Source organism: Streptomyces sp. NPDC093510 (genome assembly GCF_040683555.1).
Classification (GTDB): Bacteria; Actinomycetota; Actinomycetes; order Streptomycetales; family Streptomycetaceae; genus Streptomyces.
This window is the reverse complement of record NZ_JBFBEE010000009.1, coordinates 149,475-161,386: the sequence shown is the minus strand read 5'-3', so window position 1 is coordinate 161,386 and position 11,912 is coordinate 149,475. Positions and strand designations below refer to the sequence as shown.

General features: G+C 70.9%; 11 protein-coding genes. 4 read left to right on the top strand and 7 right to left on the bottom strand.

Annotated elements, in window-relative coordinates; translation table 11 throughout:
* Positions 1 to 18: 18 nt before the first annotated feature.
* Positions 19 to 2,070 carry a translation factor GTPase family protein gene (locus AB0N81_RS16485; protein ID WP_365358685.1) on the bottom strand — a complete coding sequence of 684 codons (2,052 nt, stop codon included), beginning with the start codon at positions 2,068 to 2,070 and terminating at the stop codon, positions 19 to 21.
* Between the two features lie 145 nt (positions 2,071 to 2,215).
* The gene (locus AB0N81_RS16480; protein WP_365358683.1) at positions 2,216 to 3,214 is read right to left on the bottom strand and encodes a CPBP family intramembrane glutamic endopeptidase; all 999 of its coding nucleotides are present in this window, start codon (positions 3,212 to 3,214) and stop codon (positions 2,216 to 2,218) included.
* Positions 3,215 to 3,364: 150 nt separating this feature from the next.
* Between AB0N81_RS16480 and AB0N81_RS16475 the strand changes: the two genes are divergently transcribed.
* Together AB0N81_RS16475 and AB0N81_RS16470 are read left to right on the top strand one after the other, a co-directional pair.
* On the top strand, positions 3,365 to 5,365 hold the full coding sequence (locus AB0N81_RS16475; protein WP_365358681.1) for a histidine kinase: 2,001 nt from the start codon (positions 3,365 to 3,367) through the stop codon (positions 5,363 to 5,365).
* Between the two features lie 106 nt (positions 5,366 to 5,471).
* Positions 5,472 to 6,143: a response regulator transcription factor gene (locus AB0N81_RS16470; protein ID WP_365358974.1), complete on the top strand. Its 672-nt coding sequence runs from the start codon at positions 5,472 to 5,474 to the stop codon at positions 6,141 to 6,143.
* A gap of 83 nt (positions 6,144 to 6,226) precedes the next feature.
* Here the strand turns inward: AB0N81_RS16470 and sodN are convergent, their stop codons facing one another.
* Positions 6,227 to 6,622 (bottom strand): superoxide dismutase, Ni, encoded by a 396-nt coding sequence (gene sodN / locus AB0N81_RS16465; RefSeq protein WP_365358679.1) that lies wholly within the window; start codon positions 6,620 to 6,622, stop codon positions 6,227 to 6,229.
* A gap of 144 nt (positions 6,623 to 6,766) precedes the next feature.
* On the opposite strand from sodN, the gene sodX reads away from it, so the two are divergent.
* Entirely contained in the window at positions 6,767 to 7,201 is a 435-nt protein-coding gene (gene sodX / locus AB0N81_RS16460; protein ID WP_365358971.1) for a nickel-type superoxide dismutase maturation protease, read from the top strand.
* On the opposite strand, the gene AB0N81_RS16455 is transcribed toward sodX, so the two are convergent.
* Positions 7,084 to 7,734 carry a CGNR zinc finger domain-containing protein gene (locus tag AB0N81_RS16455; RefSeq protein WP_365358677.1) on the bottom strand — a complete coding sequence of 217 codons (651 nt, stop codon included), beginning with the start codon at positions 7,732 to 7,734 and terminating at the stop codon, positions 7,084 to 7,086. The two genes, sodX and AB0N81_RS16455, sit on opposite strands and share 118 nt — an antisense overlap.
* Before the next feature lie 101 nt (positions 7,735 to 7,835).
* On the opposite strand from AB0N81_RS16455, the gene AB0N81_RS16450 reads away from it, so the two are divergent.
* Entirely contained in the window at positions 7,836 to 8,621 is a 786-nt protein-coding gene (locus AB0N81_RS16450) for a methyltransferase domain-containing protein (RefSeq protein ID WP_365358675.1), read from the top strand.
* Between the two features lie 116 nt (positions 8,622 to 8,737).
* Here the strand turns inward: AB0N81_RS16450 and AB0N81_RS16445 are convergent, their stop codons facing one another.
* The 3 genes from AB0N81_RS16445 to AB0N81_RS16435 are packed head-to-tail and all read right to left on the bottom strand — an operon-like array spanning position 8,738 to position 11,436.
* The gene (locus AB0N81_RS16445; RefSeq protein ID WP_365358673.1) at positions 8,738 to 9,499 is read right to left on the bottom strand and encodes an amino acid ABC transporter ATP-binding protein; all 762 of its coding nucleotides are present in this window, start codon (positions 9,497 to 9,499) and stop codon (positions 8,738 to 8,740) included.
* Positions 9,500 to 9,503: 4 nt separating this feature from the next.
* Complete coding sequence (locus AB0N81_RS16440) at positions 9,504 to 10,439, bottom strand: amino acid ABC transporter permease (protein WP_365358671.1); 936 nt, start codon at positions 10,437 to 10,439, stop codon at positions 9,504 to 9,506.
* Positions 10,440 to 10,479: 40 nt separating this feature from the next.
* A complete protein-coding gene (locus AB0N81_RS16435; protein WP_365358669.1) occupies positions 10,480 to 11,436 on the bottom strand; it encodes an ABC transporter substrate-binding protein in 957 nt (318 codons plus the stop codon).
* Positions 11,437 to 11,912 lie beyond the last annotated feature (476 nt).

Here is an 11,912-nt window from a genome sequence, read left to right as displayed (position 1 = left end):
GGACAGCTCGCGAGGGCCTCACCGTGCGGCCTCCCTGGCGCCGCCGCTCGTCCGGCGCACCACCCGCAGCAGGTAGTCCTTGCGGTGGAGCGGATCGTGGTCTGTCCGCGCGCGGGTCGGGACGCTGCCGCCGCGCACCGGCTCGTAGTGGTCGAAGGCGGACTCCAACTCGCCCTCGCCGCGCGTGAGTCCGGGCAGCATCTGTTCCAGGGCGTGCACCTGCTGCGCGGGGATGTCTCCTTCCAGGTGGTACGACGCTCCGTTCGTCGTCGGTGTGTGGGGCACGGCCCGCAGCCGGGTGAGGGCGGGCAGTACCGCTCCGAACGTGTCGGCGGGCACGTCGAGCCGGAAGCGGTGCATCGGCTCGTGCACCACCGTGCCCGCCCGGCGCAGCGCGTCCATCAGGACCAGCGGTGTCAGGTTCCGGAAGTCCCCCGCGGTGCTCGACATGCTCTTGTCGAACGTGCCGTGGGCGTGGCTCTGCCGGGGCCAGTAGCCGCAGTGCGTCATCGTGACCGTGCAGTCGGGGACGCGCCAGCCGTGGACGCCCTGGTGGAGCGTCTCCCTGACGGTCTCCTCGACGGCCCTGAAGAACGCGTACGGCATCGAGCCGAGCTCGACCCCGAGGCGGAACTCCACCCCGGCGCCGACCGGCGCGGGCTCCACCCGCAGCCCGACCGTGGCGAGGAACGGATTGGGCTCCTTGTCGATGATCTCGAACGCGGAGCCGGTGCCCGCGAGCCGCTCCACACAGATCGTCGTGGTCTCCCGGAAGGAGACGTCGAGCCCGAAGTCCGCGGCGAGCGTCGCCTGGATGACCTCCTTCTGCACCTCGCCGTAGAGCGAGACGGACACCTCCTGACGGATGTCGTCCTGCCGCAGGTCGATCAGCGGATCCTGCTCGGCGAGCCGGGTGAGCGCCAGGTGCAGGGCGCCGCGGTCGGCGGGGCGCAGCGGGGTGACGACCGTCTCCAGGGTGGGCGGGGCGAAGAAGTGGCCGGTGTGCTCGGTCCCCGGACGCGGTACGCCGATGACGTCCCCGATCCGTACGTCCGCGAGTCCCCAGAGCTTGCCGATCTGTCCCGCGCGGACCTCCTGGCGCCGCACGTCCGTCCCCTGTTCGAAGACGCTGACAGCGGTGACCTTGGCCTCGGTGCCGGTGCCGGTGCCGGTGTCCATGCGGTCGCGGGTGCGGACGGTACCGGAGAACATGCGTACGTACGCGATCTTCTCCCCGGCCGTGCCGCGTTCGACCTTGAACACGCTGCCGGACACCTGGCCTTCGGGATCTCCGGCCGACGCGGGCAGGAACTCCCTGATGCCGTCCGTCAGTTCACGGACGCCCACGCCCGTCGCCGCCGACCCGAAGAACACCGGGTGCACGAGCGCGCGCCGGGTCTGCCGGGCCAGTTCGGTGCGGAGACGGTCGTACGAGAGAGACGCCGCGTCGTCGACGTACGCGGAGAGGAGCGCGTCGTCGTGCCCGGCGAGCAGCTCGGTCAGACGGGCGGTGAAGCCGCGGGACTCGGCGTCGCCGGCATGGAACGCGGCGAAGCGGGCCTCGCGCGTGCCGAGTCCGCAGACCGTGCCCATCGGGACGATGTCCGGCGTCAGCCGGTCGGCGATGTGCTTCAGGACGCCTTCCTGGCGGGCGCCCCTGCGGTCCGTCTTGTTCACGAAGATCAGCGTGGGGATGCGCAGCCGGCGCAGCGTGCGCATCAGGACGCGGGTCTGCGCCTGGACGCCCTCCACGGCGGAGATCACGAGCACGGCGCCGTCGAGCACGCTCAGGACCCGCTCCACCTCGGCGATGAAGTCCGGGTGGCCGGGGGTGTCGATCAGGTTGACGGTCGTGCCGTCGACGGCGAAGGAGACGACCGCGGACTTGATGGTGATGCCGCGCTGCCGTTCCAGGGCGAGGGAGTCGGTCTGTGTGTTTCCGTCGTCGACGCGGCCGACCTCGTCGATGACACCGGCGGCGTGCAGGAGCCGCTCGGTCAGGCTGGTCTTACCGGCGTCGATGTGGGCCAGGACGCCCAGGTTCAGAATGTGCGGGGCAGATGAATGCACGTACCGTCATGTCCTTTGGGGAAGTGGCAGTTCCTTTCGCGTGGGACATGCACGAACGCCGCATTTCCTTCTCCTTCGCAGACTCCGCCGGGCTCTCGCCGACTCCCGCCAGTGCAGCAGGCGGCGATCGCGCGCGGCAAGTGATTTAGGCCGGTGGCGTGCCGGGGGAGAGCGTCGCGACGCGGTGCCTTCCGGCCAGCCACAGCACGAGCGCCGCGTACCCGCAGAGCATCGCCACATCGACGCCGACCTGCGTCCAGACCATGTCCGCGGCCGTCTCGTCGGAGGCGAGAGCACCGGCGATCGCGGCCGAGACACCCATCGCCAGCAGGTTGTTGAGCACGTGCAGGCCGATCGCCGCCTCCAGTCCGCCCGTACGGACCGTCAGGACGCCCGCGACCACTCCGAACACCACGAGGTCCGCGAACCCCCACGGCGTGCCCCACCCGTGGGCCGCTGCGAACAGGAACGCCTGCGGCACGACGGCCACCCACGGCGAACGGCACCAGGAGCCGACCGCCTGGGTGAGCCAGCCCCGGAACGCGTACTCCTCGGCCGAGGCCTGGAACGGCACGAGCACGCACACCATCGCGAGGCCGAGCAGGAAGTCCGGCAGCCCGGCCCACTCCACACGCTCCGAACCGTCCGCGCCGCCGCCCGACCCGTCGGGCAGCAGCAGCATGACCCCGAGCGACGCGGTGACCAACGGCAGCCCGACGACCAGGCACCGCCCCAGCCAGCGCCACCGCAGCCGCCCGGCCACCGACGACAGGGTGCCCGCCGGACGCCGCTGCGCCCAGCGTGCCGCGAGGAACACCACGGGGGTGAGCAGGGCGAGCGACAGCAGGGCTTGTCCCGTCTCCCCGATGCCGCCCCAGACGTGGAACCCCTCATCGTCGACGGGCCGGTTCAGGACCGCTCCCGCCGTCTCCGCGACGAGCAGGACCCCCAGCATCGCGACGATCGAGCCGACAAGCACCAGGCCGGTTCCGGCCAGGGGACGCCACCAGCGGTGCACGCCGGAGGAGAGCGCGAGGCGGTGGTAGGGGAGGGGCGGCGAGGGGGCGGGCGCGGGCGGCCCGTACGGGGTGCGGGGCCGGTGTCCGGCGTACGCGGGGTGGTCCGGCCAGGGCGTCGTCGTCATGCCCACCAGCATTCCCGCCGCCGCGGGCCCGGACGTCGGCCGCCCGCACGATCCCGCTCTCCAACCAGGGATAGACACGGCCGCGCGGAAACGGTCCCGCCGACCGGCGTCGCCGGGCCGCGCGCACCCCTCCGTATCATCGTGTCCGATATGGACCGGATACGTAACTGGCTGCTGCCCGTCCTGCTGGCGATCCAGCAGCTGGCCTACTGGCCGGGCCGCACACTGCGCGAGGACGCTCCGGTCGGCGCGGCACAGCTCGTGGCGGCGCTCGCCGCCGCGGTCGTGATCACCGCGGCGCTCGGGGTGCGCCGCCACCGCCCGGTCGCCTCCGCGGTCGCCGTCGAGGCCGCCCTCGTCGCCTGCCTGTTCCTGCCGGAGGACGCGACGCTCCTGCACGCGCTGAGCCTGCTCGTCGCCCTCTACTCGGTCGCGGTGCGCTGCCCGGGACGGACGACAGCCGTCGTCGGCACCGCCCTTGCCGTCTGCGAGGCGGGCCGCTCGGCGCTGCTGCTCGACTCGGTCTCCGAGGCGGCCGGCGAGAGCGCCGTCAACGGTGTGCTGTTCCTGACCGTCGCGGGTCTCGGCCGCAGCCGGCGCCGCTGGCTCGCCGGACGCCGGGCCGCCGCGCGGGACCTGGCGCGGGCCGAGTCCGAACGCGCCCGCGCCGCCCTCACCGAACGCGAACGCCTCGCGCGCGAACTGCACGACGTCAGCGCCCACCACCTCACCTCGGTCGTCGTCACCGCCGACGCCGCGCTGCGGCTCGGCGACCGCAAGCCCGAACTGGCGGCGCAGGCGCTGCAGTTCGCGGCGGACTCCGGTCGCGAGACCCTGGCGGCGCTGCACCGCCTGGTGGCGATGATGCGGACCTCCGCGGCGGACGAGGAGAGCGCCCTGGAGGAACGCGTCGGCGAACTGGCCGCCGGATTCGCCCGTCTGGGCCTGCGCCCCGCCGTGGACGTGGCACCGGATCTGGCCGCGCTGACGGGGCCGGTGGCCGACGCGGCGTTCGGCATCGTCCGCGAGGCCCTCACGAACGCGCTGCGGTACGCCCCCGGGGCGGCGGTACGCGTCAGGCTCCGGGCCGACGACCCCGACGGCACCGTGGACCTCACCGTCGAGGACGACGGGGCGGGAGCCGGGGACGGCCAAGGCGCGGCGGCCCGGCAGCGGCTCGGGTCGGGGCGCGGGACGGCGGGCATGCGGGAGCGGGCGACGGCACTCGACGGCACGCTGGAGGCCGGGCCGCGCCCGGACGGCCCCGGCTGGTCGGTGCGGGCCCGGCTGCCCCGCACCACGGGAACCCTGCGCCGCCGTGCCGCGCGCCACCGTGCCCTGCGGGGCCTGGACCTCTCCGATGTGGCGATCGCCCTCGCCGTCGCCACGTTGTCGCCCTTCGTGGTCCTCGTCGAGGAACCCGCCGCGGTCGCCCCGGCCTGCGTTCCCGCCGTCGCGCACGCGCTCCCGCTGCTGTGGCGGCGCCGGGCGCCCTGGGCGGTGCTGTGCGCGGTCCTCGCCACAGCCTGGCTCGCGCCGCTCGGCCTCGCGTCCGGGCTGCTGTCACCGGCCGTGGCCCTGTGCGTGGTGATGGCGGGCGGTGTCGCCGAGTGCGTGGCGGTGTACGCGGTGGGGGCTTTCGGGGGCAGGCCGCGGGTCACGTGGCCCGTGACGGTGGCGGCGGCCGCCGGACTGGCGCTGGCCTCGATCGCCCTGGCGGCGGCCGACGGCATCGCGGACATCGAGAAGGACGGCGGCTTCGGCCTCCTGCTCTTCCTGTGCGCCGTGCTCGGGACGGCGTTCCTGGTGCCGATGGTGCCCCTCTGGGGCCTCGGCGCGGTCGTGTGGACGCGGCGCGAACGCGTCACCGCTTGGGAGGACCACGCCCTCACGGCGACGGTGTGGTCGGCGGTCGCCGAGGCCCACGAGGAGCGCCGCCGCATCGCCGCGGAACTGCGCGGCCAAGTCCTGCGGCACGCCGACGCGGTGGTCGCGCGGGCCGAGGCAGGGGACCTGGACGGCGTCGCGGACGAGGCGCGGGCGGGCCTGTCGGCGATGCGCGACCTGCTGGCCGCGCTGCGAGAGGTGACGGCCCCCGCCGACGTACACGAGCAGCGGCCGCTCCCGGAGCCGGCACCGGCGCAGTCCTGACCTCCGACCCTGACCCCGACCCTGCCTTGACTCCCGAACCCTGACCCCGACGCCCTTGAGGAGGCACCCCATCACCACCGAGTCCGTACGTACGCCCACCCGGGTGATGGTCGTCGACGATCAGGCCGTCGTCCGGGCCGGGTTCGCGGCGATCGTCGACGCGGAGCCGGATCTGCGCGTGGTGGCCGAGGCACAGGACGGGGCGCAGGCGGTGCGGCTGGCGGCCGAACTCGTCCCGGACGTCGTCCTGATGGACATCCGCATGCCGGGCATGGACGGCCTGACGGCGACCCGGCTGCTCACGGCGGCGTCCGGCACCGACGCCCCCGCCCCGCGCGTACTCGTCCTGACCACGTTCGACCAGGACGCCTACGTCCACGACGCCCTGCGCGCCGGCGCCTCCGGCTTCCTCCTCAAGGACGCACAGCCCGAGGAACTCCTCGCCGGCATCCGTGTGGTGGCCTCCGGAGAGGCGATGCTCGCCCCGACCGTCACGCGCCGCCTGATCGACGCCTTCGCCGGTACGGCCCCCGCCACCCCCGCCCCGGACCCCGGGCTCCTGGAGACCCTCACGCCCCGCGAGCGCGAGGTCCTGGCCCTGGTGGCCGCGGGACACACGAACGCGGAGATCGCCGAAGCGCTCGGCGTGACGACCGGCACGGTGAAGTCGCACGTCAACGCCCTGCTCGGCAAGCTGGGCCTGCGCGACCGGGTCCAGGCGACGATCCTCGCGTACGACCTGGGTCTGGCCAGGCCCAGGACCGCGCCCCGGCCCTGAACGCCGACAGCACCCGGCTCCGCGCGGATGCCGGGTGCTGTCGTGAAGCGCGCGATGAGGCGCGGAAGAGCCGACGCGGTGCGTCAGGCCTTCTTGGTCTCCCAGAAGATCTTGTCGATCTGGGCGATGTAGTCCAGCGCCTTCTGGCCCGTGGCCGGGTCCGTCGAGCCCTTCGCGGCCGAGAGGGCCTTGAGGGTGTCGTTGACCAGCTGGTGCAGCTCCGGGTACTTCTCGAAGTGCGGGGGCTTGAAGTAGTCGCTCCAGAGCACCGAGACGTGGTGCTTCGCGAGCTCGGCGCGCTGCTCCTTGATGACCACGGCGCGCGCCTGGAAGTGCGCGTCGTCGTTGGCGGCCATCTTCTCCTGGACGGCCTTGACCGACTCCGCCTCGATACGGGCCTGGGCCGGGTCGTACACGCCGCAGGGCAGGTCGCAGTGGGCGCTGACCTTCACCTTGGGGGCAAACAGGCGGGAAAGCATGTTGCTGTCCTCCTCGTGATCGTCTTCTCAGGTGGGACATTACTCCGTGGAAGACGTGTTTTCGCGAGTGCCCCCTAGGGCTTAGGACAAAAGTCCAGGGTCAGACTGGGACTGGTGGAGGATAGGACCGGGGAGGTGCCGGTGATGCCGGAGCTGTCGCAGGAGACCGAGCGCGGGAGGGCTCTCGTGCCGTGGGGTGCCGCTGAGGTGACGGGCCCTTCGATGGTGCCGACGCTGCACCACGGGGACCGGCTGCTCGTGCAGTGGGGGGCACGGGTGCGTCCGGGTGACGTGGTGATCCTGTGCCACCCCTTCCAGCAGGACCTGTTGGTGGTCAAGCGGGCCAAGGAGCGGCGCGGCGGCGGCTGGTGGGTGCTCGGGGACAACGCGTTCGCGGGCGGGGACAGCACGGACTACGGCGTCGTCCCCGAGGAGCTCGTCCTCGGGAGGGTGAGGTTTCGCTACCGGCCGCCGGCGCCGGGCCGCCGTTCGCCGTTCGCGCTGGTGCGCTGGGCGCTGGGCGCGGTGCGGCCGGTCCCGGCGGAACGCTCCGTCTCCAGACGCTTCCGGGCGCGGTAGGCGGCGACGTTGGCGCGGGTCGCGCAGCGGTCGGAGCAGTAGCGCCGGGAGCGGTTCGTCGACGTGTCGAGGTAGGCGTTGCGGCACGGTGCCGCCTCGCACAGGCCGAGGCGGTCCACGCCGTGCTCGGTGAGGTGGAAGGCGAGGCCCATCGCGGCGATCGCGGCGTACCCCGCCGTCGCGTTGGAGGGGTGGTCCGCCAGGTGCATGTGCCACAGCGGGCGGCCGTCGTCGTCCCGGTGGTCGTGGCCCGAGATCTGCGGGCTGACGGGGAACTCCAGGAGCAGTGAGTTCAGCAGGTCGACCGCCAGGGTCTCGTCGCCGCCGTCCGCCGCCTCGAAGACCGCCCGGAGCCTGCCCCGCACGGACCGGAAGCGCGTGACGTCGGAATCCGTCGCGCGGCGCGCCATCTGCGTGCTCGTGCCGAACAGCTCCCTGATCGCCTCGACGGACGTCAGCGTGTCCTTGTTGCGGCCCGGCTCCTCGCTGTTGACCAGGCGTACGGCGTAGTCCGAGTAATAGGCCAGTTCCACTTGTAGTCCTTACGGGGGCGGGCTATGGTCACTCTCGTCGGCCGGTAATGGCCGATTGCGGTACCAGGGTATTACGTGTCTTACGTAGTGGAGGGGTTCTGATGACGGAGACGGGGACCGGACCCGAGGCCGGCGCCGCGCTCGGCACCGACTGGCGCGCCTGGCAGGACAGCTGGGACCGGCAGCAGCAGTGGTACCTGCCCGACCGCGAGGAGCGATTCCGGATCATGCTCGACATGGTCGAGGCCGTGGTCGGCACCGCGCCGCGCGTCCTCGACCTGGCGTGCGGTACGGGAAGTATTACGGACCGGCTGCTCCAGAGGTTCCCGGACGCGACGAGCGTCGGCGTCGACCTCGACCCCGCGCTGCTCACCATCGCCGAGGGCACCTTCGCCGGTGACGAGCGGGTCACCTTCGTCACCGCCGACCTGAAGGACCCCGACTGGACGGCCGCGCTGCCGCACGACTCGTACGACGCCGTGCTCACCGCCACCGCGCTGCACTGGCTCTACAGCGAACCGCTCGCCACGCTCTACGGCCAGGTCGCCGGGCTCGTCCGCGAGGGCGGCGTCTTCATGAACGCCGACCACATGCCCGACCCCGCGACGCCGCGCCTGAACGCCGCCGAGAGCGCGTACCGCCACCGGCAGATGGACCGCGCCAAGGCCGAGGGCGTCCTGGACTGGAAGGAGTGGTGGCAGCTGGCCGCGCAGGACCCGGTCCTGGCCGCCCCCACCGCCAAGCGGTTCGAGATCTACGGCGAGCACGCGGACGGTGACATGCCCTCCGCGGAGTGGCATGCCCGCACTCTTCGCGAGGCGGGGTTCGCGGAGGCGCGTTCCGTCTGGGCCTCGCCCTCCGACGCGGTGGTCCTTGGCCTGAAGTAGCCGTCAACGGAAGGGGCGGTACGGATCACTGATCCGTACCGCCCCTTCCGCGCGTTCTCACGTGCGAGTCCGCTGTGGTTGCTCGCGCAGTTCCCCGCGCCCCTTACGGGGCGCGGTTACAACACCTTCGACAGGAACGACTGCGTGCGCTCCTGCTGCGGGTTCGTCAGGACGTCGCGCGGGTTGCCCGACTCGACCACCACGCCCTCGTCCATGAAGACGAGGCTGTCGCCGACCTCGCGGGCGAAGCCCATCTCGTGCGTGACGACGACCATCGTCATGCCGGTCTCGGCGAGGTCGCGCATCACGTCGAGCACGTCGCCGACCAGCTCGGGGTCGAGCGCCGACGTCGGCTCGTCGAACAGCATCAGCTTCGGTTCCATCGCGAGCGCGCGGGCGATCGCCACGCGCTGCTGCTGGCCGCCGGAGAGCTGCGACGGGTAGTTGCCCGCCTTGTCGGCGAGGCCGACACGCTCCAGGAGCCGGCCCGCGCGCTCCCGCGCCTCGGCCTTCGCGATGCCCTTGACCTGGACCGGCGCCTCCATGACGTTCTCCAGCGCCGTCATGTGCGGGAAGAGGTTGAAGCGCTGGAAGACCATGCCGATGTCCCGGCGCTTCAGGGCGACCTCGCTGTCCTTCAGCTCGTACAGCTTGTCTCCCTTCTGGCGATAGCCGACCAGCTCCCCGTCGACGTACAGCCGACCGGCGTTGATCTTCTCCAGGTGGTTGATGCAGCGCAGGAACGTCGACTTGCCGGAACCGGACGGACCGATGAGGCAGAAGACCTCACCCGACTTGACCTCCAGGTCGATGCCCTTGAGGACCTCTACGTTGCCGAAGGACTTGTGGACGCCTTCGGACTTCACCATGGCGGTCATGGATTCACCTCACCCCCGGCGAGCGCAGGGACAGCATGTTGGCCTTGATCTTCTGGAAGGGGGTGGCGGGCAGCGAGCGCGACGAACCGCGCGCGTAGTAACGCTCCAGGTAGAACTGTCCGACGCTGAGGATCGACGTCATGATCAGGTACCAGCAGGCGGCCAGCAGCAGTGTCTCCACCGTCGCGCCGGACGACGTGCCGATGTCCTGCGCGTACTTGAGGAGTTCGTAGTACTGGACGGCGGCGACCAGCGACGTCGTCTTCAGCATGTTGATGAACTCGTTGCCCGTCGGCGGCACGACGACGCGCATCGCCTGCGGCAGCACCACGCGGCGCAGCGTCTTGCCGTGGCTCATGCCGAGGGCGTGCGACGCCTCGGTCTGGCCCTCGTCGACCGAGAGCAGACCGGCGCGGCAGATCTCCGCCATGTACGCGGCCTCGTTGAGGCCGAGGCCGAGCAGCGCCGTCAGGAACGGCGTCATGAAGTCCGACCACTCGTCCTTGTAGACCGGGCCGAGGTTGATGTAGTCGAAGACGAAGCCGAGGTTGAACCAGACGAAGAGCTGGACCAGGACCGGCGTGCCGCGGAAGAACCAGATGTAGAACCAGGCGATCGACGAGGTCACCGGGTTCTTCGACAGGCGCATGACCGAGAGCAGCACACCGCCGACGACGCCGATGAGCATCGAGAGGAAGGTGAGGATCAGCGTCTCGCGGACACCCTTGAGGATGCGCTCGTCGAAGAAGTTGTCGGGGATCGCGTCCCACTTGATGTCGCCCTGCGAGAAGGCGTAGACGATCGAGGCGAGCACGCCGATCGCCAGGACCGCGGAGACGTAGCGGCCGAAGTGCCGGACCGGGATGGCCCTGATGGCCTCCGCCGGGCGGGCCGCGGGAACGTCGTCCGCCGGGCCCTTCTTGGAAATGTCGGGGGTCACGTGAGTGGCCTTTCAGCGACTGGGAGGGAAGGGGAGGGGGTCACTTGCCGCCGTTGATCACGGCTTCCTCGACCGCGCCGTCCTCGACGCCCCACTTCTTGATGATCTTTTCGTAGTCGCCGTTCTTGATGATCGCTTCGAGGGCCGCCTGGATCGCGTCGCGCAGCTCCGGGTTCTTCTTGGAGACGGCGATGCCGTACGGAGCCGCCTCGACCTGCTCGCCGACCAGCTCGAAGTGCTTGCCGCCGCCCGAGGTCTTCACCGCGTACGCGGCCACGGGGAAGTCGGACGAACCCGCGTCGGCGCCGCCGGAGCGCAGTCGGGTCTGGGCCTGCTGGTCGTTGTCGAACTGCTCGATCGTGATCTTCTTGCCGCCCTTGCACTTCTTCGACTCGGCCTTGGCCAGGTCGTGCGAGACGGTGCCGCGCTGGACGACGATCTTCTTGCCGCAGAGGTCCGCCCAGGTCTTGATCCCCTGGTCGTCGCCCTTCTTGGTGTAGATCGAGACGCCCGCCGTGAAGTAGTCGACGAAGTCGACGCCGTCGCCGATCTTCTTGCCGGTCTCCTCGTCGATGCCCTCCTGGCGGTTCTTGGTGTCGGTCATCGCCGACATGGCCACCTGGTAGCGCTTGGAGCGCAGACCGCCGAGGAGGGTGTCGAAGGTGCCGTTCTCGAACTCGAACTTCACGCCGAGCTGCTTGCCCAGCGCCTCGCCCAGATCCGGGTCGATGCCGACGGTGTTGCCGGACTTGTCCTTGAACTCGACCGGGGGGTAGGCGATGTCGGACCCGACCTTGATGACGCCCTTGTCGCGGATGTCCTTGGGCAGCTTGTCGGCGAGCGGGGCATTGCTGACCGAGTCGCTCTCCTTGTCGTTGGTCTGGTCGCCGCAGCCGGAAAGCAGCAGCGAACCGACGACCGCGATCGTGCCGACCACCGCAATCCGGGACTTCGCGGACTTCGCTGCGGTCTTACGACAAATGGAGCTTGCGGTCATGGTGGGTCCTCCGGCGGATGAGGGAGTTGCCGATGGGTCGGGCACACACCTTCGGGTGTCGCGACCTCGTGTGATGACGGCATCTTGCCATTCGGACCGTCCGATTCTGGGTGCCGGAGATGTCAAAATCGGATAACGGGAGAGCCTCGAAAGCCAACATCCCGGTACGGCAAGGGCGTATCGGGGTGGGAGCGAATCGCCGTTAACCGATCGATATCCGTTGAATCTCGGAATGTGGACTCTCCGACTCCCTGGGCGCCCTATGGTGCGCACTATTCGGAGAATTCGGACATGGGGTGTTTGTGAGTGCCGGGTGATCCCTTTTTCCCAGTGCCACTCGTCCCCGCCTCGAGGGACGTCTGCGGAGCATGCTGCAACCAATGTCACTCGCCCGCCCCCACTGCCTTCGGGTACAAAGGTTGGCTACACCCCTCATCCGGGGCCCAGGGCGCGTGTGCGGCGCGCCCGCGTGTCCG

Excerpts from the sequence above, each read along its gene's own strand:
- AB0N81_RS16445 (WP_365358673.1), bottom strand. The coding sequence starts at position 9,499 with ATGACCGCCATGGTGAAGTCCGAAGGCGTCCACAAGTCCTTCGGCAAC.
- sodX (WP_365358971.1), top strand. The coding sequence starts at position 6,767 with ATGCCGGAGCTGTCGCAGGAGACCGAGCGCGGGAGGGCTCTCGTGCCG.
- sodN (WP_365358679.1), bottom strand. The coding sequence starts at position 6,622 with ATGCTTTCCCGCCTGTTTGCCCCCAAGGTGAAGGTCAGCGCCCACTGC.
- AB0N81_RS16475 (WP_365358681.1), top strand. The coding sequence starts at position 3,365 with ATGGACCGGATACGTAACTGGCTGCTGCCCGTCCTGCTGGCGATCCAG.
- AB0N81_RS16450 (WP_365358675.1), top strand. The coding sequence starts at position 7,836 with ATGACGGAGACGGGGACCGGACCCGAGGCCGGCGCCGCGCTCGGCACC.
- AB0N81_RS16435 (WP_365358669.1), bottom strand. The coding sequence starts at position 11,436 with ATGACCGCAAGCTCCATTTGTCGTAAGACCGCAGCGAAGTCCGCGAAG.
- AB0N81_RS16470 (WP_365358974.1), top strand. The coding sequence starts at position 5,472 with ATGGTCGTCGACGATCAGGCCGTCGTCCGGGCCGGGTTCGCGGCGATC.
- AB0N81_RS16480 (WP_365358683.1), bottom strand. The coding sequence starts at position 3,214 with ATGACGACGACGCCCTGGCCGGACCACCCCGCGTACGCCGGACACCGG.